This is a genomic window from Streptomyces sp. A0642 (genome assembly GCF_004795105.1).
Classification (GTDB): Bacteria; Actinomycetota; Actinomycetes; order Streptomycetales; family Streptomycetaceae; genus Streptomyces.
Genome location: NZ_SSBL01000017.1, coordinates 61372 through 83112 on the forward strand (window position 1 = coordinate 61372; position 21741 = coordinate 83112).

Sequence of the window (21741 nt, forward strand, 5' to 3'; positions counted from 1 at the left end):
GGCCCCATGTCTTTGCCGGACGCGTTCCACGACCTCGCCAAGCGCGTCAACAACTGGGGCCGCTGGGGCGCCGACGACGAGATCGGCACGCTCAACCTCATCACCGACGAGGTCGTGCGCGAGGCGGCGGCCACGGTCCGGTCCGGTCTGCGCGTCCCCCTCGCCCTGCCGCTCCAGCAGGACGGCGTGCAGAACGGACTGATCCCGGGACGGGTCAACCCGCTGCACACCATGGTCCAGATCAACCAGGAGCTCTTCGGCCCCGGCACCGTGGCCACCAGCGACGACAGCGTGGTCATGAGCCTGCAGACCGCCACCCACTGGGACGCGCTCACCCACGCCTCGCACTCGGGGAAGATCTACAACGGCCGGCCCGCGGCCACGATCACCGCCCACGGCGGCGCGCGGTTCAGCGGCATCGACAAGGCGCCGCACCTCGTCTCGCGCGGGGTCCTGCTGGACGTGGCCCGCGCCCACGGCGTGGACCGGCTGCCGGGTGGCCACGCGGTCACCCCCGAGGATCTGGAGGCGGCCGAGGAGCTGGCCGGGGTCCGGGTACGGTCCGGGGACGTCGTCCTCGTGCGGACGGGTCAGGTGCAGGTGTATCTCTCCGGGGACAAGAACGCCTACGGGTATCCGTCACCGGGTCTGTCGATCCGCACGCCGGAGTGGTTCCGGGCCCGCGACGCGTCCGCGGTCGCCAATGACACGCTGACCTTCGAGATCTTCCCGCCGGAGATCGAGGACCTGTGGCTGGGCGTCCACGCCCTCGACCTGGTCGAGATGGGCATGCTCCAGGGCCAGAACTGGAACCTGGAGGGCTTGTCCACAGCCTGTGCGCAGGAGGGGCGCTACGCCTTCCTGCTCTCCGCCATGCCGGAGCCCTTCGTCGGGGCCACCGGCACCCCGGTGGCCCCGGTCGCGATCCTCTGATCCCCGCCGCGCGGTGGGGGCCCGTGCCCCACGGGCCCCCCGGTGCGCGACAGCGGCGCTACGCCCGCGTGGTGCCCGCGACGACGCCCGCGCCGTCACGCTCGGGGACGGGCTGCGCGCCCACTCCGCAGGAGCCGGGCTGCAGCTGCACCTGGATCAGCGGGACGGACCGGTCGACCTCGCACCAGATGCGCTTGCCCGCGCCCTCGGGCTGCCAGCCCCAGCGGTCGGCCAGACCGTCGACCAGTTCGAGGCCGCGGCCGCCGGTGTCCTCGCCCGCCGCGTGCCGCTGCTGCGGCGGGCGGCAGCTGGTGTCGGCCACCTCGACGCGGACGGTCCCGGCATCACCCTGGGCCCCCGCCGAGCCGAACAGCATGCGCAGCACGGCCGGACATCCGGTGTGCACCACCGCGTTCGTGACGAGCTCCGAGATGAGCAGGATGAGCGTCTCGGCCAGCGGCTCGTCGTCTCCTATCCCGGACCCGACGAGCCTCGAACGCGCCCATCTGCGGGCCCGTCCGACTTCTGCGGGGTCGGGCCCGACCTCCAACTGAACCTGAAGCACCTGCACCGCTCACACCATCCGAACCGGCGGACACATCGCCTCGCGCCTCCTCAGGGTCACGGAACGTGATTCCCTTGCGAGACAGCATGGTTGACGTACAGTCACCGCAACAAGCGCTTCGGGCATATTCCAACGCGAAGGAGTACGCGTGGTGCATACTGTGCGACGCACTCTGCGGGGAGTCGAACAGAGGCGCGTCACAGTCCGGGGAACCGCTTCCCCGGCAGGCCCGGCGCTTCTGCGTGGATCACGAGCAGGGCACCTCTCGCGGACCGGAGTCGCCGCACAGGCCACATCCGGATCGCCAGGTTCCAGAAACACTCGCATCCCACGGAGCGTACCCGAGCCCGGCGCCGACTCCGGCCCGTGACGAATGACGCAAAGGACACAAGCCGGTATCGGCCCGGACCGACTCCACTGCGTCACTCCGCAGCGTGAACCTCAGGGGTCCACGGCGTCACATGCGTGCACCCGGCACCCACCTGCCCCGGCCCGGCCCAGGTCGGCCGCCAGCGCCTCCTCCGCGTCCGCCGCCGTCAGCCACTCCCCGGCCCGCAGCCAGGCCCGCTTCAGCCGCAGGTGGACGTCCGCCTCCCAGGTGAAGCCCATGCCGCCGTGCACCTGGAGGCAGTCCCGGGCGTTCTCGACGGCGGCCTCGTCGGCGAGGAGCTTGGCGCCGGCGGCCTCCACCGGGTCCGACGTCACCGCCGCCGCGTAGACGGCACTGCGGGCCGGTTCGGTCCGCACGAGCATGCCGGCGCACAGGTGCTTGACCGCCTGGAACGACCCGATGGGCGCTCCGAACTGTTCCCGCTCACCGGCGTGTTGGACGGCCCCCTCCAGGCTGCGGGCAGCACTGCCGAGCTGCTCGGCCGCCGCCAGCAGCGCACCTTCGCAGCGCACCCGCGCCCCGTCGGGCAGCGCCTCGCCCTCGCAGGCGGACAGGTCCGGAACCCGCCACAGCGGCGTACCGGGATCGAGCGACCGGACGGGGCGGGCCGCGCACGCCAGCCGGCGCAGCGCCTCCCCCGTCACCACCCTCGCCCCGCCCCCGTCCAGGATCAGCAGCGCGTCGGCCCCCTCCAGGTGGCCCACGGGCCGCCCCGCCTCGGCCAGGGCCACCACGGCCTCGCCCTCCGCCGCCCCCTCCACCACTCCGGCGGCGAGCTGGGTGGCGGCCAGCGGCCCGGGCAGCAGGGCCCGCCCCACCTCCTCGAACAGGAGTACGGATTCGGCCAGCGCGAGACCGGCGCCCCCCGCCGCCTCCGGCAGCCGCAGCGCGAAGAACCCGGCCGCGCCGAGCTCCCTCCAGAGCGCCCGGTCCACACCCCCGCCCCGCTCGTGCGCCGCCCGCATCCGGTCCCTGTCGAACCGCCCCGCGAGCAGGTCCCGCATCCCCGTCCGCAGGGCCCGCTGATCCTCCGAGAGCTGGAAGTCCACCCTCCGCTCACCGCCCCTTCGGCAGGCCGAGGATCCGCTCGGCGACGATGTTCCGCTGGATCTGCGACGTACCGGCGGCGATCGTGTACGAGAGCGAGGACAGCCGGTCCAGCACCCACTCCCGGTCCAGGTCCAGGTCCCCGCCCGCGCCGAGCACCTCGGCCGCCGCCTCGTACAGCTCCTGGCGGGCGTGCGAGTACCGCAGCTTGAAGACCGAGCCGCCGACCCCCGGCACTCCCCCGCCGGCCTGCGCCTCGCTGACGTTCCACTGGGTGAGCCGCCACAACGCCCGGAGCTCGGCGTTGAGCCGGCCCAGCCTCCGCCGCAGCACCGCGTCGTCCCACCGTCCGCTCCTTCGCGCCTCGGCGGCCAGCGCGTCCAGCGTCCGGCGGCAGGCGACGACCTCGCCCACGAACGCCGTGCCGCGCTCGAAGGAGAGGGTGACCATGGTGACCCGCCAGCCGTCGTTCTCCGCCCCGACCCGGTGCGAGACGGGCACCCGCACCTCGTCCAGGAACATCTCGGCGAACTCGGCGGACCCGGCGAGGGTCCGCAGCGGCCGGACGGTGACGCCGGGGCTGTCCATCCGCATCGCGAGCCAGCTGATCCCCCGGTGCTTCGGCGCCATGGCGTCCGTCCGCACCAACAGCTCGCACCAGTCGGCGACCTCCGCGTGCGAGGTCCAGATCTTCTGCCCGCTCACCACGTACGCGTCACCGTCGCGCACGGCCCGGGTCCGCAGCGAGGCCAGGTCCGATCCGGCCTCCGGCTCGCTGAACCCCTGGCACCACATCTCCTCACCCCGCAGCACCGGCGGCAGCCAGCGCGCCCGCTGCCCGGCGGTGCCCTCGGCGGCGATGGTGGGCCCGGCGTGCAGCAGTCCGACGAAGTTCGCCCCGACGTAGGGCGCCCCGGCCCGCTCGGTCTCCTCCAGGAAGATCAGGTGCTGCGTGGGGGTGGCGCCCCGGCCGCCGGCGTCGGCGGGCCAGTGCAGACCCGCGTACCCGGCGTCGTACAGCAGCTTCTGCCAGCCGGCGTCGTACGCGCGCCGCCCCGGCCAGTCCCCCGGATCCGGTTTCGCCGGAAGCCCGGGCAGCACGGCGGCCAGCCACTCCCGCAGCCGGGCCCGGAAGGCTTCCTCTTCCTCCGTGTACGCGAGTTCCATGAGGCACGCGCCTACTTGTCGAGGTCGAGACCGAGCATCCGGATCGCGTTCCCGCGCATCAGTTTGTAGACGGTCTCGTCGTCCAGTCCCTTGACGTGGTCGAGGGCGACCTCCTTGGTGTGCGGGAAGGTCGAGTCGACGTGCGGATAGTCGGTCTCGAACGTGGCGTTGTCCCGTCCGACCACATCGAGCGACGCCACCCCGTGCTTGTCGCGGAAGAAGCAGCAGAACATCTGCCGGTAGTAGTACGTGGACGGCGGCTCGGGGATCAGATCGCGCACCCCGCCCCAGGCCCGGTGCTCCTCCCAGACGTCGTCGGCGCGTTCCAGTGCGTACGGAATCCAGCCCATCTGCCCTTCGCTGTAGGCCAGCTTGAGCCGGGGGAACTTCACCAGCACCCCGCTGAACAGGAAGTCCATCATCGAGGCCATCGCGTTGTTGAACGAGAGCGAGGCCTGGACGGCGGGCGGGGCGTCCGGCGAGGCCGCGGGCATCTGCGAGCTGGACCCGATGTGCATGTTCACGACCGTGCCGGTCTCCTGGCAGACGGCGAAGAACGGGTCCCAGTACCCGGTGTGGATCGAGGGCAGCCCCAGATGCGTCGGGATCTCCGAGAAGGTGACCGCCCGCACCCCCCGCGCCGCGTTCCGCCTGATCTCCGCGACCGCCAGACCGATGTCCCAGAGCGGGATGATGCACAGCGGAATCAGCCGGCCGCCGCTGTCCCCGCACCACTCCTCGACCATCCAGTCGTTGTAGGCGCGCACGCAGGCGAGGGCGACCTCCTTGTCATGCGCTTCCGCGAAGGTCTGCCCGCAGAAGCGCGGGAAGGTGGGGAAGCACAGACTCGCCTCCACATGGTTGAGGTCCATGTCCTTCAGCCGTTCGACGGGATCCCAGCACCCGCGCCGCATCTCCGCCCGGGTGATCCCCTCCAGGGTCATGTCGTCGCGGTCGAACCCCACCGCGGCGATGTTCCGCTTGTACGGGAACTTGAGGTCCTCGTAGATCCACCAATCCGTCGGCGGGCCGTCCGGATCCATCGTGATGACGTACTTCCCGCCCGTGTAGGCCAGCTCACCGATGCCCGCCGTCAGGGGCTGCGGCCCGCGTGCGCGGTATTTGGCCGGCAGCCAGGCCGAGAAGAGGTGCGGCGGCTCGATCACATGGTCGTCGACGCTGACGATCCGAGGCAGTTCCGTCATGGTGTCCCCTTCGGCGCGCATTTCTGATGACCCGTCAGATCGACACAGGCTAGCCCCGCGCCCCTGGACCGACAAGGCGCAGCGCTCTACGCTCTCCGCACGATCTGACTACCCGTCAGCTGTGAGGGGTTCGCCGTGAACGAGACCGCACACGCCCTGGGCGCATCCGGCACCTTCTGGGAGCTCATCGAACGCCGGGCCGCCCTGACGCCTGACCGCGCCTTCCTCATCCAGGACGACCGCACGCTCACCTTCGGCGACCTGCGCACCCGGGCCGAACGCGTGGCGGCCGGCCTGTACGCCGAGGGGGTGCGCCCCGGCACCGTCGTCGCCTGGCAACTGCCGACCCGGCTGGAAACCGTCCTGCTGTCCTTCGCCCTGACCCGGCTCGGCGCGGTGCAGACCCCCGTCATCCCCTTCTACCGCGACCGCGAGGTCGGCTTCGCCCTGCGCGAGGCGGGGGCCGAGCACTTCGCGGTTCCGGGCACCTGGCGCGGGTTCGACCACACGGCCATGGCCGCCCGCCTCTCGGCGGACCTCCCGCACCCGCCCCGCGTCTTCGAGGCGTACGGCACCCTCCCGGACGGCGACCCCGCGGCCCTGCCCCCGCCGCCCCCCGACGGCACCACCGTCCGCTGGATCTACTGGACCTCGGGCACCACCTCCGACCCCAAGGGGGTCCTGCACACCGACCGCAGCCTGATCGCGGGCGGCTCCTGCCTGGCCCACGCACTGCGCCTGTCGGCGGACGACGTCGGCTCCGTGGCCTTCCCGTTCGCCCACGTCGGCGGCCCGGACTACGCGGTGATGCTGCTCCTGTACGGCTTCCCCGCAGTGCTGTTCGAGCACTTCGCGATGCCGGACGCCCTCGCGGACTACCGGCGCCACAGGGTGACGGTCGCGGGCGGCTCCACCGCGTTCTACTCCATGTTCCTCACCGAACAGCGCAAGACCCCGGCCACGCCCCTCATCCCCACCCTCCGCCTCCTCGCGGGCGGCGGCGCCCCCAAACCCCCGGAGATCTACCACGCGGTCGTACGCGAGATGGGCGTCCAGCTCACCCACGGCTACGGCATGACCGAAGTCCCCATGATCACGATGGGCTCCCCCGACGACACGGTGGAACAGCTGGCCGAGACGGAGGGCCGCCCGCCCGAGGGCATGGAGATCCGGATCACCGACGAGGACGGCGCGCCTCTCCCCCACGGCACGGACGGCGAGGTCCGCCTCCGGGGCGAGGCGGTCTGCCGGGGCTACCTGGGGGCCGCCCCGCCCTTCGACGAGGACGGCTTCCTGATCACGGGCGACCTCGGGCACGTCCGGCCGAGCGGGCACCTGGTGCTCACCGGGCGGCTGAAGGACGTCATCATCCGCAAGGGCGAGAACATCTCGGCGAAGGAAATAGAGGACCTCCTGGCCCGCCACCCCCGCGTGGGCGACGCGGCGGTGATCGGCCTCCCCGACGAGTCGCGCGGCGAGCGCGTCTGCGCGGTGGTGGAACAACCCCCCGGCGCCGCCGCGCTCACCCTCCCCGAACTCACGGCATACCTGCGCGACGAGGGCCTGTCGGTCCACAAGCTTCCGGAGCAACTGGAACTGGTGGACGCGATGCCCCGGAACGAGGCGCTGCGGAAGGTCCTGAAGTACGAGTTGCGGGCCCGCTTCAGCGTGTGACCCGGTCCGGGGTGCGGGGCCCCTTGCGGGGTGCGGGTTCCCTTGGTGGTGCGGGTGCTCCGCGTTGCGCGGGGTTCCGTCCTCAATCGCCGGACGGGCTGTGGTGGTGCGGGTGCTCCGTGTTGTGCGGGCGTTCGCCTCTGTCCGGTGGGTGGGGGTGGGGTCCCTCCGGGGAGACTCCTCAGAAATGGCATGTGCGGCCCGGTGGGAAAACGACCCGAGTCGTACGCCATTTCCTGCGGGGACTCCCCTGCACGCCCCCACCCGGCCTCAGTCGCGTCTGCACACCGGCCCTGCGACTGCCGCAGACGCACGGCGGGCAGGGTTCGGGGGCGTGCAGGGGAGTCCCCGCAGGACGACGAACACCGACCCGGGTCCGCTGCGTACCGGCGGAACGTTCGTCGTTTGAGGAGACGCCCCGGAGGGACCCCGAACCCCCACCCACCGGACACGGGCGCAAAACCTCGCGGAGCACCCGCACCACCCAAGCCCGTCCGGCGCTTGAGGACGGAACCCCGAGCCCCGGACAGGGGCAACCAAAACAGGGCGCCGCGCCCCGCAACGGACCCGCACCCCGCACGGGGACCCGCACACCCCAAGCCCGTCCGGCGCTTGAGGACGGAACCCCGCGCACCGGCAAGGGGCAACCAAAACAGGGCGCCGCGCCCCGCAACGGACCCGCCCCCCGCAGGGGACCCGCACATCTCAAGCCCGTCCGGCGCTTGAGGACGGAACCCCGAGCCCCGGACAGGGGCCACCACGACAGGATGCCGCGCCCCGCACGGGACCCGCTCCCCGGCAAGGGGCAACCAAAACAAGGCGCCGCCCACCGGAAGGGCCATGCGCAACCTGCCGCCCGCCCAAGGGCTACGCGTCGGGCTCGATCACAGTGAAATACGCGGCGAACGCCGCCACCACGTCCGCCTCCGCGATGCGCCCGTCGCGGTCCGCGTCCAGGCTCTGCGCGGCGAACGCCGCCGCGTCCGGGCTGGCGCCGAGGACGCGCAGGGCCCGTTCCACCGCCGAGACCGCCGCGCCGTCGTTCTCCTGGTCGGCGACCGCGATCGCCGCCCGGAGGAAGGGGCGGGCGATCTCCGCGAAGCGTTCGGGGCTGTCGCGGAGCCGTTTCACCGCGCCGCCCACGAATTCCTCGCGGGTGACCCGCTGGTCCCCGTCCACGTCGGCGATGCCCGCCATGCCCTGCCAGAACGCCTCGGCCCCGGTGTAGAGCGCCTGGCCCTTGTCGCAGCGGGCCGTCGTACCGAATTCGGTGAGCAGACGGGCCGCGGCTGCGTTGAAATCCGCGCGATCGATGTAGCCGTTGCCGTCCTGGTCGAAGGCGGCGAAGCGGAAGGCGATCTTGCGCTCATACTCTGCGCTGTCCATGCGGGGAGCGTACGACGCCTGCGGGCGTCCCGTGTCACTTACGCGCGTCACCGGTGTGACGACTCGGCGCTCAGGCCGAGAGGGGCTGGGCCTCGTCGTCGACGGCCGAGTCCCAGTCGGGGTAGACCTCGAACAGACGGCGGACGCCGAGCGCGCCGAGCACCCGGTTGACGTGGGAGCCGTCCTCGGCGCCGCGGGAGGGCAGGATCAGGCGCAGCCGGCCGCCGCAGGAGCGCATCAGGCGGCGGGAGGCGATCAGGACGCTGACACCGCTGGAGTCGCAGAAGAAGACCTCGGAGAGGTCGAGCACGACGTCGTGGCGGCCCACGGCCACCGCGTCGTGGACGGACTGGCGGACGACGGGTGAGGTCACCAGGTCCAGTTCGCCGCGCATGTGCAGAACGGTCCACGCACCCCGTTCGGTCTCGGCCACTCTGAGTGTCACGCGACTGGGCCTCTCGTTCCGGGGATCCCAGGGGATTCCAGCGATCCGGAAGTTTGCGTTCCTCCTCGCGGCTGCCCCGGTGTACCGCCCATGAAACACCGCCTCACACAGGAAGGCCCAGAACACTTTCGGGCAGAAATGATCACTTCGGGTCCGATTCCGCTGCCGTGGGGTGCCGCATTCCCTACCATCCAGGGCGATCGTGGGGACGTACTTGCTGTAAAGGGGCGTGCTCGGTCAGCCTGGCCGACTACATTCGGTGTGACGAGGGGTACAGGGCGAGCGGCCCTGACGGCACAGGGCTGGGGGTCGGATGGCTAAAAACGCACCACCCCGCTGGGACCGCAGGATGCAGCAGCGGCTGGCGCGCGGCGAGGCGGCGGCCCTCGGCGAGCTCTACGACCGGTTCGCCTCCCTCGTGCACAGTCAGGCCAACCGGATGCTCGACGACGAGAGCGCCGCGGACCTCGTCACCCGCGCGGTGTTCGGTTACGTGTGGGAGAACCCCGACGCGTACGACCCCAAGCAGGGCTCGATGCGCTCCTGGGTCGCCCGGCTCACGCACCGCGAATCCGTGCAGCGGCTGCGCCGGGAGTACGGGGCGGACGAGGGGCACGAGGAGGCCGGCCTGGAGGAGCGGGTGCGGCGGGCCACGGCCGCGGCACGGGCCGACTACATCGTCGCGTCCATGCCCGCACCGCTGCGGGCCGCGTTGGAGCTCGCGTACATCCAGCGCCGCGACTACCGGCAGACCGCGACCGATCTCGGGGTCACCGAGGACGAGGCGCGGCGCCGGCTGCGGCTCGGGCTGCAGCTGCTGTCCACCGCGCACGCGCGTCCGCTGGAGGGCTCCCCGCCGCCCGGATACGGGCGGCCGCTGTGAGCGATGACACGGGCGGCCTCGACGAGGGCGAGGGACGGGACGACGAGGTGCGGGGCGCCCGGCGCATACCGGGCCCGCGGGCCGCCGCCGACGACCTCGACCCGAGCCGGTTCGTCCCGCCCCCGCCCGCCCGGCGACCGGAGCCCGTGCCAGAAGCCGAGCTCGCCCATGAACCCGAGCCCACCCAGGCACCCGAGCCCGCCCAGGAACCCGAGCGCGTCCAGGCACCGGAGCCGGAGGCGGCACTGGGCCGGCCGCGCGTCGACGAGGCCGGCCCGCCCGCCCTCGTGCTCCCGCACCGCGTGCTGAAGGCCCTTCTCGGCGCCTGGGCGCTGACCGCGTGCTCGGCCGCGGAGACGGAGGCCGTGGAGGCGCACCTGACGGAGTGCGCCCCCTGCGCGGACGAGGCGCTGCGGCTGCGCGACGCGGTGGGCCTCCTGCACACCGATCGCAGCCTGGACCTCGATCCGATGCTCCGGACCCGCGTGCTGGGGAACTGCCTGAAGCGCCGGCCGGCCACGATCCCGGTTCCGGAGTGGGCCGCCCCGTACGACGCGGAGACGGCCCGGCTCGACGCGCTGCTGCGCGACATCGGCGGCTCGGAGTGGCACGCGCCGGTGCGGCTGAAGTGGTTCGAGGGCGAGCGCGGGGTGAACCGCAAGACGACGGTCGCCGGTGTCATCGGTCATCTGATGGCCGTGGACGGCCTGGTCAGCGCGGCGCTCGGGCTCGAGGACCCGCTGGCCGAGAGCGTTCCCGGCGCCCCGCGCCGTAGCTCCGGACTGCCGCTCGCGCCCACCCGGCGCACCGAGACGTACTGGTCGGCCGCCCGGCGTCCGCTGACCCGCGGCATCCGCGAACCGTGGCGCGACCAGAGCCACGCCCTGATCCGCACCGTGTCCTTCGTGGGGCGCGACGTCTCGGAGCTGTCCGTCTCCTACGGTGACTTCGCCCTGCCGCTCCAGGACGCGCTGCTGGACCGCGCCTTCGAGTGCTGGGTGCACGCCGGTGACATCGCCGAGGCGGTCGACTATCCGTACGAGCCGCCCTCCGCCGCCCATCTGCACCGCATGATCGACCTGGCGGCGCGGCTGCTGCCGGCCGCGCTGGCCGTGCGCCGCCGGGCGGGACTCGCCGGTCCGGCCCGTCAGCTGGTGACGGCGGGGTCCCCGGGGCGTTCGCTCCATCTGGAGGTCGAGGGTTCGGGCGGCGGCGACTGGTACATCGCGCTGGACTCCCCCGCCGCCCTCGGCTCCGCCGAGCACACGGTGGCGCAGGTCGCGCTGGACGGCGTGGAGTTCTGCCAGCTGGTGGCGGGGCACGTCCCGCCCGTGGAGGCGGCGGCCGGCCAGCGCGGGGACCGCGAGGCGATCCGGGACGTGCTCTTCGCGGCGGCCTCGCTCAGCAGGCTCTGAGCCGCCTGCTACGCGAAGACCACCGTGCGGCGGCCGTTCAGGAGGATGCGCCGCTCCGCGTGCCACTTCACCGCACGGGCCAGGGCCTGGCACTCCACATCGCGTCCGATGGCGACCAGCTGGTCGGGCGTCACACCGTGGCCCACCCGCTCGACCTCCTGCTCGATGATCGGCCCCTCGTCGAGGTCGGCCGTGACGTAGTGCGCCGTCGCCCCGATCAGCTTCACACCGCGGGCGTGCGCCTGGTGGTACGGCTTGGCGCCCTTGAAGCTCGGCAGGAACGAGTGGTGGATGTTGATGATCCGGCCGCTGAGCTGCTTGCACAGGTCGTCCGAGAGGACCTGCATGTAGCGGGCCAGGACGACCAGCTCCACGTCCTCCTCGCGAACCAGCTCCAGCAGCTGCGCCTCCGCCTCCGCCTTGTTCTCCCTGGTCACGGGGATGTGGCGGAAGGGAATGCCGTACGAGGCGACCAGCTCGGCGAAGTCCGTGTGGTTGGAGACGACTGCCGCGATCTCGACCGGCAGGGCCCCGATGCGGGAACGGAACAGCAGGTCGTTGAGGCAGTGGCCGAACTTGCTGACCATCAGCACGATCCGCATCCGGTCCGAGGAGCGGTGGATCTGCCAGTCCATCCGGAAGGAATCGCCGATGGCCGCGAAGCTCGCCCGCAGCTTGTCGAGCGTCACCGGGCTGTCGGCCGAGAAGTGGACGCGCATGAAGAACAGGCCCGTGTCGTGGTCCCCGAACTGCTGGCTGTCCTCGATGTTGCAGCCGGTCATGAAGAGATAACTCGACACGGCGTGCACGATGCCCTGTTTGTCAGGGCACGAAAGCGTGAGGACGTACTGCTCGGGGGCGGTCTGGGCAGGCTGCGACGCGGTCATCCCCGTAGCGTGCCATACCCGTCCGCGGTTCCGCGGCGGCCTCTCAGCTCCTGGTCATGATGCGGAGCACGTCAAGGGAGCGCGGCGGGACGTCGGGCTCCTCGCCGTCGTTCGTGGCGAGCAGCACATGGGCCTCGCGGGCGGCCCGGACGGCCTCCGGCCAGCCGTGGTGCTCCAGGTAGGCGGAGACGGGGGCGTCCGCGCCGACCTGGTGCATGATGCGCAGCACCCGCAGCACGGCGACGTCGACGAGGGCGGCCTCGCCGGAGTCCCGGAAGACCGTGCCGACGTATTTCTCGGCGGACCAGTTGTCCAGCCAGGTGTCCTCGACCAGGCGGTACACGGCGTCGGTGACGTCGCCGTATCCCTCCCGGCCGGCCAGCCAGCACTCGTGGTGGAAGACGGGGTCGGAGAGCATGTGCAGCGCCGAGCGCACGTTGCTGCGCCAGCGCCACCACGGAAGGTCATTGAGCGGCATGCCGCCCATGGTGGAGGAGCGACGGCCGCGACGGGAAGAGTTCTCGGAACCTTGCTGCACGGTTGTCGATCGTACGTTCCCTTTCCGGCGTTCCGTACGGGCCCCTGCAATTCACCTGTCCGTCACCGAGCGTTGAACGGGGCACACCGCGCCGTTACCCCGGGACGGGAAGTGTCTGTGTCCATGACCGGACGGCGACGCCCCACCTCCCTCCGCCCTTTCAGGCTGCTCACCGGTGCGGTGGCGGCAGGGGCTCTGCTGATGACCGGCTGCGGCGCACTCCCTGGAGCATCGGGGGGCTCCAGGGAGCCCGTCACCGTCGTGACCTGGGCGCCCGGCGGCGCGTCGGGACCGGATGCCGCCAACATGGCCGGCATGACCGCGATGGCGCAGGCGTACGCCCGCTGGATCAACGGCGAGGGCGGGATCGACGGGCACGAGCTGCGCGTGGTCACCTGCGACGAGCAGGACACCTCGGTCGGCGCGGGCAACTGCGCCCGCCGGGCCGTCAAGGAGAAGGCCGTCGCCGTCCTCGGCTCGTACAGCCGGCACGGGCGGGCGTTCATGGCACCGCTCGAAGTCGCCGGGATTCCGTACATCGGCGGCTACGGCGCCTCCGAGGAGGAATTCCGCAGCTACATGTCCTACCCGGTCACCGGCGGCCAGTCGGCCCTCCTGGCGGGCAACGCCAAGCAGCTGGCCGCCACCTGCGAACGCGTCTCCCTGGTGCGTCCCGACACCCTGAGCGGTGACACCCAGGCATGGCTCCTCAACACCGGACTCACCGAGGCCCGCCGGCCGGCCCCGGTCGACGTCCGGGCCGCGGAGGAGACCACGTCGTACGACGAGGCGGCCGGGCGCGCGCTGACGGGGGCGGGCAGCGACGGGGGCTGTGTGACGGCGGTGCTCGGCGACCGCACGGAGACCTTCTTCGACTCCTTCCGGCGGCTGGAGCCGGCCGGCGGATCGGTGCGGATCTCCTCGGTCCTCGGCAGCATCGGCCAGCCGCTCATCGACCGCACCGGCGGCCGCGAGAGCCCGTTCGAGGGCGCGTACGTCACCGGGTGGTACCCGGCCCCCGGAGACGCCCGCTGGGACCTGATGCGGAAGGTGATCAGCGAGCACGCCTTCGCGGACAACCGCATCGACCCGGATGACACGGGGGTGCAGACGACGTGGATCGCCTACACCGCCCTCAAGTCGATCGTCGAGTCGCTGGACGAGGCGGAGATCACCTCCCGGGAGGTCACCAAAGCCCTCAACCACGGCACCCGGGTGGACACCGGCGGTCTGACCCCCGTCCTGCGCTGGCGCTTCGAGGACATGATCGGCTCGTCCGCGTATCCGCGCATCGTGAACAGCAAGGTGACGTTCCAGGTCGTCCGCGACGGCCGGCTGGTCGCCGACAGGAAGGGCTTCGTGGACGTGACGAACACGCTGTCGGACGCCAGCGCGACCGGCTGAGTCCCCGGGCGCCCGGGGACTCCCGCACCGCGCTCAGAGCGCGGTGGACGCGCGCTTCGTCAGGCCGTACTTCACCGCGATGGCGTTCCACAGCCTGGACGCCTGCTTCTTGGCGTTGGTCGCCTCGCCGCTCTGCACATTGGCCTGCTGGTAGTGCGAGGTCGGGCGGGCCTTGCCCTTCTTGCACACCTTCTTGCTCTTGGCCTGCGCCGCCCACGCCGCGTAGTGGTCGTCCGCCGAGGCGGACGCCTGCCAGGCCTTGGTGAGGGAGGCGGTCAACCCGGCGTTGTCCGGCAGCTTGTCGACCGACAGCCCCTTGAGCCGGGTCACCAGGTCGCGACGCTGCTGGGCGGCGCCCTTGAGATCGGCCACGGCCTTGTCCAGGTCGGTGCAGTTCTTGGCCTTCTCCACCGCGCCGATGACCGCGGCCCGACTGTTGTTGCTGTCCGCGAGGAGCTTGTCGAGCGCCTCCGCCTGCGGCTTCGCCGGGTCCTCGGCGGCCTGGGTGGACGGCTGCGGCGCGGTCGAACTCGCCGATGCCACCGGCTGCTTGGCGTCCTCCCCCTTGTCGTCGCCGCCGCTCATCAGGGCGCCGGCCCCGAGCCCGATCACGGCGCAGCCGACGACGACCGCGGCGATCAGCGGGATGTGCGCGGACTTCTTGCGCCGCCCGTCCCGCCCGTCCTGCGGCACCCCGTCCTCGGGCCCCGAGTACGGGGGCGCCTGCTGGTACGCCTGAGGGGGCGGCCCGCTCCGGTACGGCTGCCGGCCGCCCGGGAACTGCTGCTGGTGTTGCTGCGCCGGGTCGAACCGGGGCATCTGCTGGGTCGCGCCCGCCGGTTCGTCGCTGCGGAAGAGGTTGTCGAACTCGGCGGGGGGCTGCCGCTCACCGGGCGCCCCGGGCCGTATGCCGTACGGGGCGCCCCCGGGCACGGGCGGTATGTACTGGGTGGCGTCGGCGTCCTGGCCGCCCTGCGCGGGCGGCGGCCCGCCGTGGGAGCCGGGCTGCTGGTACGCCTGCTGCTGGGACTGGCCGAGGAACTGCGTGGACTCGGCGGGGGATTCCGGCGGCAGACCGCCCGGGCCGGGACCGGCCGGCACCGGGGCGATGTACTGCGTGGCGTCCGCGTCGCCGCCCCCGCCGGGCACCGCCTCGGGAGGCAGCGGCTGGGCGTACGGCGACGGCGGGGGCTGCTGCGCGTGCTGCTGGGCGGGCGGCTGCGGGTCCTGGCCGTACCCGGGAGTCTGCGGCCCCTGGCCGTACTGCCCGTGCTGCGCCTGCTGCCCGTACTGCTGCTGCCCCGGCCCGTACGCGTCCTGCCCGTATCCGCCCTGGTGCTGGGCCTGCTGAGCCTGCTGGGCAGGGTCCTGAGCCGGCGGCTGCGGCCCCCAGGGCTGGCCCCACGGCTGACCGCCGGCCGGGACCGCCTGGTCCGCGGGTCCCCCCGGCGTCCAGGGCTCGCCGCCGCCCGCGGGCAGCACGACGCCCTCGTGCGCGGGTCGTACAGCAGGGAGCTGCTGCTCGTCACCCTGTCCGCTCTGTGTCACCGGGACTCCTACGTGTGAACCTATGGAATCGTCGGCTCACGCTATCGGGTGGTCCCCGCCGTTCGCCAAGTGCGTGTGGTCGCGCACGCTCTCTTCACGCCGGCTGTAACGCCCGGCGCGCCCGGGACGCAGTTAAGGGGGCGCGCCCACCACGCCCCGGCCCGCGCGACGGCACCGGCCCCGGAACGCCCTCCCGTCAGGCCGCCTGCAGTTCCAGCCGGGCGCCGAACTCGCGTACCGCCGGCTCGTCCCCGTACGGCACCAGGCGCTGCTGCAGATCGTCCAGATACTCCGTCCCCCGGCTGGAGCGCACCGTGCCCAGCAGCTCCATCGCCCGCGTCCCGGTGTGGCAGGCCTGCTCCACCTCCCGCAGCTGCACCTGCGCCGCGGCCAGCAGGGCCAGCCCGATGCCCCGGCGGCGGGTCCGGGACTCCGGGAGGCCGCCGAGGGCCTCCTTCGCCCGGCGGGCGGCCGCCTCCGCCTGGCCGAGGTCGCGGTGGCAGTGCGCCAGCTCGTCGGCGAGATAGGCGTGGTCGAAGTGGGCGATCCAGTCGGGATCGTCACCGCTGTCCGGATCGGCCTGCTCCAGCGCCGCCAGCGCCCGGGCCGCCACCGCCTGCGTGGTCCGCGCGTCCCCGAGCAGCGCGTGGCCGCGGGCCTCCGCCGCGTAGAACATCGCCTCCGCACGCGGCGTGACCCGCCCGCGCGCCCCCTCCTGCGCCGCCCTGGCCAGCTGGGCGATCTCCCGGGGATTGCCGAGCTGCGCCGCGAGATGGCTCATCGAGGCGGCCAGCACATAACCGCCGTAGGCGCGGTCGCCCGCCGCCTGGGCGAGGCGCAGGGCCTGGATGTAGTAGCGCTGGGCGAGACCCGGCTGGCCGGTGTCGATCGCCATGTACCCGGCGAGCTCGGTGAGCCGCGCGACCGCGGCGAAGAGCTGGCGCCCGGTCGACTCGCGGTACGCCCCCGAGAGCAGCCCGGAGACCACGCTGTTCAGGTAGTGCACCAGCACCGGCCGCACATGACCGCTCCCGAAGCGGTGGTCCAGATCGACCAGCGCCGCCGTCGTCGCCCGCACCGCCTCGACGTCCGGCATCCCCACCCGGGCCCCGGCCGCCCGCGCCACCTGCGGGTCCGCACCGGAGATCAGCCAGTCGCGGCTGGGCTCGACCAGCGCCGAGGACGCGACCGTGGAACCGGACAGGAAGTCACGGCGGCCGGCGTCGCTGCGCCACAGCTCGCTGACCTGCTCGATCGCCCCGGTCACCGTGGGGGCGAACTGCAGACCGACCCCGGACGCCAGGTTCTTGCCGTTGGCCATGCCGATCTCGTCGATCGTGACCGTGCGTCCGAGCTTGCGGCCGAGGGCCTCGGCGATGATCCCCGGCGCCCTGCCGCGGGGTTGCTGTCCTCGCAGCCAGCGGGCGACGGAGGTCTTGTCGTAGCGGAGGTCGAGCCCGCGCTCGGCTCCGACCATGTTGACGCGGCGGGCGAGGCCCGCGTTGGAGCATCCCGCTTCCTGAATGAGCGTCTGGAGCCGTTCGTTCGGCTGGCGTGCGACGAGAGGCCTGGCTGACATGTATCTCCCCCTGAGGCCGCAGTGATCGTGGAAGGAATCACTGCCCGACATATGCCTGAGAAATTCGCTGATTTCTCGTGTTGGTCACTTTTGGCGCGTCTCCACCCCTTTCGCCCGGCACGCGCCCTAGGATGCCGAGCGAACTCTGCCGGATTTCCCGTAGGGGGCTACCCGCCACCCGCCTCCGTCCCTCCCGCGCGCCCCCGCCCGTGCATCGATGCGCCCCGTATGCGTGAGCGCCGGTCGCAACCGCGCCCGCCGCGCCCGTAACCCCAGGTGGCGGCGGGAGTTGTGCTGTGCGTGGAAGAGCCCATCGGAGTCATGGAAGCCGCACAGATCCCCCAGCAGCGTGCCGAGCACCTGCTCGACGCGGCGGTGCGGTACGCGGAGGAGCGGCACTGGGACGTGTGCCCGGGCGCCTGGCTGGAGGCGGCCGGCGGCATGGAGCGGTGCTCGTGCGGCGAGGCGGACTGCGCGGCGCCCGGCGCCCATCCGGTCCTGGCCGACTGGGCGGAGCGGGCCACCGGCAGCGGTGCGGCGGCCCGCCGGATGTGGTCGCAGCAGCCCCGGGCCTCGATCCTGCTGCCGACCGGACGCGCCTTCGACGCGATCGACGTACCGGAGTCGGCGGGCTTCCTGGCACTGGCCCGGATGGAGCGGATGAGCCTGCCGCTCGGACCGGTCACCCGCACCCCCGACCGCCGGATGCAGTTCTTCGTCCTTCCGGGCTCCGCGGCCAAGGCCGACGGTCTCGTCCGGCGGGTGGGCTGGGACGCGGCCGCCATCGGCCTGCGCGGAATCGGCGAGGGCCGCTACGTCGCCGCCCCGCCGACCCGCGTCGGCGGCGCCGGAGCGGTGCAGTGGGCCCGCAGCCCCTCCACCGCCAACCGCTGGCTCCCCGAGGTGGAGGAGCTCATCAGCCCGCTCGCCTACGCCTGCGGGCGCGAGGCCGCCGACGCCCGGAGCCGCCGTTCGTAGGCCGCCTTTCGTAAGGTGGCCCCCATACAGGGGACTTCGAAGGGCGTGGACATGCCGGACCGCACAGAGACCGACGGAGCCGACCGGACCGACCGGACCGCCGAGCCCGATGCGCCGGGGGCGGCGCCGCCCGCCGTGCGGGTGGAAGGGCTGTGGAAGCGGTTCGGCGGCCACACCGCGGTCGCCGGAATCGATCTGGTGCTGCCCGCTGGCAAGTTCATCGGCCTGGTGGGGCCCAACGGCGCCGGAAAGACCACCACGCTGTCCATGGTCACCGGTCTGCTCCGCCCCGACCTGGGCCGGATCGAGATCGGCGGCCGCGACGTCTGGCGCGACCCCGTCGAGGTGAAGGCCCGGATCGGCGTCCTGCCGGAGGGGCTGCGGCTCTTCGAACGCCTCTCGGGCCGCGAACTCCTCGCCTACACCGGCCGGTTGCGCGGCCTTCCCGGTGCCGAGGTGGACAGCAGGGCCACGCAGCTGCTGGACGTCCTGGACCTCGCGGGCGCCCAGCACAAGCTCGTCATCGACTACTCGACGGGCATGCGCAAGAAGATCGGGCTCGCCGCCGCGCTGCTCCACAACCCCGAAGTGCTCTTCCTCGACGAACCGTTCGAGGGCGTCGACCCGGTGTCGGCGCAGACCATCCGCGGGGTCCTGGAGCGCTACACCGGCTCCGGGGCCACCGTCGTCTTCTCCAGCCATGTGATGGAACTCGTCGAGTCGCTCTGCGACTGGGTGGCCGTCATGGCGGCGGGCACCATCCGCGCCCAGGGCACACTCGGCCAGGTGCGCGGCGAGGCGTCCTCGCTGCAGAACGCGTTCCTGGAACTCGTCGGCGCGGGCGACCGCGACAACGGAGCCGCTCTGGACTGGCTCGGCGGTGCGCGATGAGCGTCCTCGACGCCCCGGCCGGTCCCGGCTCCCCGGCATACCGCCCGGCAGGCGGCAGGGACCTCGTCCCCGTCCTCGTACGCCTCAAGCTCGCCCTGCTCCGCAACGGGCTGCGGCAGTCGGCCGGCCGACGGGCGGTGTACATCGCGTCCCTCGTGGGCGCCCTGCTGCTCGCCCTGGGCCAGCTGATCGGGCTGATCGCCCTGCGCGGCCACGCCCACGCGGGCTCCCTGGTCGTGCTGCTGGCCGGGGTGCTGGCGGTCGGCTGGGCCGTGATGCCGGTCTTCTTCGCCGCCGGCGACGAGACCCTCGATCCGAGCCGCCTGGTCATGCTGCCGCTGCGGCCCCGCCCCCTGGTCACGGCCCTGCTGGTGTCCTCGCTCGTCGGCATCGGTCCGCTGTTCACGCTCTGCCTGGCGGCCGGTTCGGTGGCCGCGGTGGCGCACGGGGCGGGCGCCGTCGCGTTCGCGGTGGTGGCGGCCCCGCTGACCCTGCTGGTGTGCGTCGCGCTGGCGCGGGCCGTCGCCACGGCCAACACCCGGCTGCTGACCTCGCGCAAGGGCCGTGATCTCGCGGTGCTCAGCGGGCTCGTGATCGCCGTCGGGGTCCAGGCCGTCAACTTCGGCGCGCAGCAGCTCGGCCGGGCGGGCGGCCTGTCCGCTCTCGACCCTGCGGCGGACGTGGTGCGCTGGCTGCCGCCCGCCTCGGCGGTCGGCTCGGTCGACTCCGCGTCCCAGGGGGCGTACGGACGGGCCGCCGCGCAACTCCTCCTCTCCGCGGCCGCGCTGGGCCTGCTGGTGGTGCTGTGGCGGCGCAGTCTGGAGAAGCTGATGACGGCGCCGGACGGCTCCACGCTCTCCGCCGCCGAGCCGGCCCGCACGACGTCCGGCGGCGGCGCCACCGGCCTCTGGTCCCTGTTCCCCGAGGGGCGCACCGGCACGGTGATGCAGCGCAGTCTGCGGTACGTCGCCCGGGACCCGAAGACCAAGGCCGCCTGGGTGACGGCGCTGGCGATCGGGCTGATCGTGCCGCTGTTCAACGCGCTGCAGGGCACGGGGTCGGTCTACTTCGCGTGCTTCGGGGCGGGGATGCTCGGCATCCAGATGTACAACCAGTTCGGGCAGGACACCTCCGCGTTCTGGATGGTGGCGCTGACGATCTCCTCGACCCGTGACGCGTACCTCGAACTGCGGGCCCGGGCCCTGGCTCTGCTGCTGATCACCCTGCCGTACACGGTCCTCGTGACCGTCCTGACGGCTGCGGTGATCGGGGACTGGGAGGTCCTGCCGGGGGTCATGGGACTTTCCTTCGCCCTGCTGGGCGCGATGCTGGCGACGGGCGCGGTGGCCTCGGCGAACTTCCCTTACTCGATCCCGCAGGACGGGGCGTTCAAGAACGTGGCGCCCGGGCAGGCGGGGCTCGCCTGGATCTCGGTCTTCGGCGGCATGGTCTCGGCGGCGCTGCTGTGCGCCCCTGTGATCGGTCTGACGATCTGGCTGCATCTCGCCGACGCGGAAGGCCTGCTGTGGCTGCTGCTGCCGGTGGGCGCCGTGTACGGGACGCTGATCGCCTGGGGCGGGCTGCGGGTCGCCGCGCCCCGCACGGCGGACCGCCTGCCGGAGATCCTTGCGGCGGTCAGCAAGGGGTGAGGTGCGGGACGGGCGTTGCCGGACAGGTCGCGCCGGGCGCGACGGCACGGGGCCCGGGCGTCACGGGGCCACCGGTTCCCGGTCGTCCTCGGTGTCCTCGGCGAGCTGCTCCAGGAAGGGTTCGACCGCGGCGCGCCAGCCCTCGGGCTGGTCGTAGTGGACGAGATGGCCGGCGTCGGCCACCTCCGCGTACTGCCCGCGGGGCAGCACCCGGACCATCTCCTGGGCCTCCGCCCGGCCCAGCTCGCCGTCCAAGCCGCGGAGCACCAGGGTCGGGCATCTGACCTGTGCCAGCTCCTCCCAGTGCGCGTCGTGGACCCACGTCGCGCGGGAGGTGAGCATCTGCCGGCGGGAGAACACGGGCCGCCATCCGTCGGCCCGCTCGGCCATCACCTCGGCGAAGAACTCACCGCGGGCCGGGTTGGGGCGCTCCACCCAGGGGTCGTCCTCGCCGAACCACTTCCGCACGTCGGACAAGGTGGCGAAGGGAACCGGCCAGGACCTGAACCAGTCCTCCCACTCCCGCTGCGAGGCCGCCCCCAGGGCGGAGGCCCGCATGTCGCAGATGACCACGGCCCGGACGAGGTCGGGGCGCTTCGCGGCGAGCTGCCAGGCGGTGAGCGCTCCCATCGAGTGCCCGACGAGGGTGACGGGGGCGAGGCCGAGCTGCTCGATCGCGGTCTCGGCGTCGGCGACGTACGCCTCGCGGGTGTAGGGACCCTCGGCCGGCTTCTCGCTGCGGCCGTGTCCGCGCTGGTCGAGGCCGACCGCCCGGTGCCGCTCGGCGAGCCAGCGGGCGGTGGAGGCCCAGTGCGAGGCCCGGCCCATCAGTCCGTGGAGCAGTAAGACGCCCCCGGCGCGTGCGCCCTCCGCGCGCTCCTTGGGCGGGTCGGCGAACTCCCAGGCCGCGAGGCGTACGCCGTCGGTTCCGGTCACATCGATGCGCCGCACCATCGTTTCTGGCACCCCCTTCAGGTCCCTCGATCACCCCGTGGTCGCGTCGCCCAGACTATCGAACTTGTATTCGAAAACCGGGTTCCGGCGCACAACACCGCTCGTTCGAGTGACCGCCTCCCAGGATTGACGTCCGCCACGGAGGGGAGATCTTCTCCGGGAGGCGGGCCACTCGGGGATGAGGGCTCGCGGGAACCGACCT

At 72.7% G+C, this 21741-nt stretch carries 19 protein-coding genes; 8 read left to right on the plus strand and 11 right to left on the minus strand.

The genetic code is table 11. The features are described 5' to 3' along the window. Positions 1-6: 6 nt before the first annotated feature. Positions 7-933 carry a cyclase family protein gene (locus tag E6R60_RS25005; protein ID WP_136328890.1) on the plus strand — a complete coding sequence of 309 codons (927 nt, stop codon included), beginning with the start codon at positions 7-9 and terminating at the stop codon, positions 931-933. A gap of 58 nt (positions 934-991) precedes the next feature. Here E6R60_RS25005 and E6R60_RS25010 read toward each other — a convergent pair whose 3' ends face one another. The 4 genes from E6R60_RS25010 to E6R60_RS25030 form a co-directional block, all read right to left on the minus strand. Continuing rightward, positions 992-1504 carry an ATP-binding protein gene (locus E6R60_RS25010; protein WP_240802673.1) on the minus strand — a complete coding sequence of 171 codons (513 nt, stop codon included), beginning with the start codon at positions 1502-1504 and terminating at the stop codon, positions 992-994. Between the two features lie 435 nt (positions 1505-1939). After that, positions 1940-2938 carry an acyl-CoA dehydrogenase family protein gene (locus E6R60_RS25020; protein ID WP_136328892.1) on the minus strand — a complete coding sequence of 333 codons (999 nt, stop codon included), beginning with the start codon at positions 2936-2938 and terminating at the stop codon, positions 1940-1942. Positions 2939-2945: 7 nt separating this feature from the next. Further along, positions 2946-4103, minus strand: a complete 1158-nt coding sequence (locus E6R60_RS25025; RefSeq protein ID WP_136328893.1) for an acyl-CoA dehydrogenase family protein — start codon at positions 4101-4103, stop codon at positions 2946-2948. Positions 4104-4114: 11 nt separating this feature from the next. Next, positions 4115-5308 carry an amidohydrolase family protein gene (locus E6R60_RS25030; protein WP_136328894.1) on the minus strand — a complete coding sequence of 398 codons (1194 nt, stop codon included), beginning with the start codon at positions 5306-5308 and terminating at the stop codon, positions 4115-4117. A gap of 135 nt (positions 5309-5443) precedes the next feature. On the opposite strand from E6R60_RS25030, the gene E6R60_RS25035 reads away from it, so the two are divergent. Continuing rightward, positions 5444-6982, plus strand: a complete 1539-nt coding sequence (locus tag E6R60_RS25035) for an AMP-binding protein (RefSeq protein WP_136328895.1) — start codon at positions 5444-5446, stop codon at positions 6980-6982. A gap of 867 nt (positions 6983-7849) precedes the next feature. Here E6R60_RS25035 and E6R60_RS25040 read toward each other — a convergent pair. Both E6R60_RS25040 and E6R60_RS25045 read right to left on the minus strand, forming a co-directional pair. Continuing rightward, positions 7850-8368 (minus strand): EF-hand domain-containing protein, encoded by a 519-nt coding sequence (locus tag E6R60_RS25040; RefSeq protein WP_136328896.1) that lies wholly within the window; start codon positions 8366-8368, stop codon positions 7850-7852. A gap of 70 nt (positions 8369-8438) precedes the next feature. Next, positions 8439-8813: an STAS domain-containing protein gene (locus tag E6R60_RS25045; RefSeq protein WP_136328897.1), complete on the minus strand. Its 375-nt coding sequence runs from the start codon at positions 8811-8813 to the stop codon at positions 8439-8441. A 313-nt stretch (positions 8814-9126) separates the two neighbouring features. On the opposite strand from E6R60_RS25045, the gene E6R60_RS25050 reads away from it, so the two are divergent. Both E6R60_RS25050 and E6R60_RS25055 read left to right on the plus strand, forming a co-directional pair. Next, on the plus strand, positions 9127-9696 hold the full coding sequence (locus E6R60_RS25050; RefSeq protein ID WP_136328898.1) for a sigma-70 family RNA polymerase sigma factor: 570 nt from the start codon (positions 9127-9129) through the stop codon (positions 9694-9696). Next, positions 9693-11111 (plus strand): zf-HC2 domain-containing protein, encoded by a 1419-nt coding sequence (locus E6R60_RS25055; protein ID WP_136328899.1) that lies wholly within the window; start codon positions 9693-9695, stop codon positions 11109-11111. The genes E6R60_RS25050 and E6R60_RS25055 overlap by 4 nt, the downstream gene beginning before the upstream one ends. 8 nt (positions 11112-11119) lie before the next feature. Here the strand turns inward: E6R60_RS25055 and purU are convergent, their stop codons facing one another. Next, on the minus strand, positions 11120-11998 hold the full coding sequence (purU, locus tag E6R60_RS25060) for a formyltetrahydrofolate deformylase (protein WP_136328900.1): 879 nt from the start codon (positions 11996-11998) through the stop codon (positions 11120-11122). Positions 11999-12041: 43 nt separating this feature from the next. Continuing rightward, a complete protein-coding gene (locus E6R60_RS25065; protein WP_136328901.1) occupies positions 12042-12485 on the minus strand; it encodes a hypothetical protein in 444 nt (147 codons plus the stop codon). A gap of 174 nt (positions 12486-12659) precedes the next feature. On the opposite strand from E6R60_RS25065, the gene E6R60_RS25070 reads away from it, so the two are divergent. Further along, on the plus strand, positions 12660-13940 hold the full coding sequence (locus tag E6R60_RS25070) for an ABC transporter substrate-binding protein (RefSeq protein ID WP_136328902.1): 1281 nt from the start codon (positions 12660-12662) through the stop codon (positions 13938-13940). Between the two features lie 33 nt (positions 13941-13973). Here E6R60_RS25070 and E6R60_RS25075 read toward each other — a convergent pair whose 3' ends face one another. Continuing rightward, positions 13974-15488, minus strand: coding sequence for a hypothetical protein (locus tag E6R60_RS25075; protein ID WP_206309509.1), 1515 nt, complete (start codon positions 15486-15488; stop codon positions 13974-13976). Positions 15489-15684: 196 nt separating this feature from the next. Continuing rightward, positions 15685-17067 (minus strand): transcriptional regulator, encoded by a 1383-nt coding sequence (locus tag E6R60_RS25080; protein ID WP_136328903.1) that lies wholly within the window; start codon positions 17065-17067, stop codon positions 15685-15687. A 321-nt stretch (positions 17068-17388) separates the two neighbouring features. Here E6R60_RS25080 and E6R60_RS25085 point away from each other — a divergent pair, with 321 nt between their 5' ends. Genes E6R60_RS25085 through E6R60_RS25095 form a run of 3 tightly spaced genes read left to right on the plus strand, consistent with a single transcriptional unit; the run spans position 17389 to position 20585 of the window. Continuing rightward, positions 17389-18045: a bifunctional DNA primase/polymerase gene (locus tag E6R60_RS25085; protein WP_136328982.1), complete on the plus strand. Its 657-nt coding sequence runs from the start codon at positions 17389-17391 to the stop codon at positions 18043-18045. 51 nt (positions 18046-18096) lie between these two features. Continuing rightward, a complete protein-coding gene (locus tag E6R60_RS25090; protein ID WP_240802674.1) occupies positions 18097-18936 on the plus strand; it encodes an ABC transporter ATP-binding protein in 840 nt (279 codons plus the stop codon). Beyond that, positions 18933-20585: a transporter gene (locus E6R60_RS25095; RefSeq protein ID WP_136328904.1), complete on the plus strand. Its 1653-nt coding sequence runs from the start codon at positions 18933-18935 to the stop codon at positions 20583-20585. The genes E6R60_RS25090 and E6R60_RS25095 overlap by 4 nt, the downstream gene beginning before the upstream one ends. 60 nt (positions 20586-20645) lie before the next feature. Here E6R60_RS25095 and E6R60_RS25100 read toward each other — a convergent pair whose 3' ends face one another. Next, the gene (locus E6R60_RS25100) at positions 20646-21539 is read right to left on the minus strand and encodes an alpha/beta hydrolase (protein WP_136328984.1); all 894 of its coding nucleotides are present in this window, start codon (positions 21537-21539) and stop codon (positions 20646-20648) included. Positions 21540-21741 lie beyond the last annotated feature (202 nt).

Bases quoted from the DNA above. Each gene is read 5' to 3' on its own strand.
- E6R60_RS25005 (WP_136328890.1), top strand. From the start codon at position 7: ATGTCTTTGCCGGACGCGTTCCACGACCTCGCCAAGCGCGTCAACAAC.
- E6R60_RS25025 (WP_136328893.1), bottom strand. From the start codon at position 4,103: ATGGAACTCGCGTACACGGAGGAAGAGGAAGCCTTCCGGGCCCGGCTG.
- E6R60_RS25030 (WP_136328894.1), bottom strand. From the start codon at position 5,308: ATGACGGAACTGCCTCGGATCGTCAGCGTCGACGACCATGTGATCGAG.
- E6R60_RS25040 (WP_136328896.1), bottom strand. From the start codon at position 8,368: ATGGACAGCGCAGAGTATGAGCGCAAGATCGCCTTCCGCTTCGCCGCC.
- E6R60_RS25050 (WP_136328898.1), top strand. From the start codon at position 9,127: ATGGCTAAAAACGCACCACCCCGCTGGGACCGCAGGATGCAGCAGCGG.
- purU (WP_136328900.1), bottom strand. From the start codon at position 11,998: ATGACCGCGTCGCAGCCTGCCCAGACCGCCCCCGAGCAGTACGTCCTC.
- E6R60_RS25065 (WP_136328901.1), bottom strand. From the start codon at position 12,485: ATGGGCGGCATGCCGCTCAATGACCTTCCGTGGTGGCGCTGGCGCAGC.
- E6R60_RS25070 (WP_136328902.1), top strand. From the start codon at position 12,660: ATGACCGGACGGCGACGCCCCACCTCCCTCCGCCCTTTCAGGCTGCTC.
- E6R60_RS25080 (WP_136328903.1), bottom strand. From the start codon at position 17,067: ATGTCAGCCAGGCCTCTCGTCGCACGCCAGCCGAACGAACGGCTCCAG.
- E6R60_RS25085 (WP_136328982.1), top strand. From the start codon at position 17,389: ATGGAAGCCGCACAGATCCCCCAGCAGCGTGCCGAGCACCTGCTCGAC.
- E6R60_RS25090 (WP_240802674.1), top strand. From the start codon at position 18,097: ATGCCGGACCGCACAGAGACCGACGGAGCCGACCGGACCGACCGGACC.
- E6R60_RS25095 (WP_136328904.1), top strand. From the start codon at position 18,933: ATGAGCGTCCTCGACGCCCCGGCCGGTCCCGGCTCCCCGGCATACCGC.
- E6R60_RS25100 (WP_136328984.1), bottom strand. From the start codon at position 21,539: ATGGTGCGGCGCATCGATGTGACCGGAACCGACGGCGTACGCCTCGCG.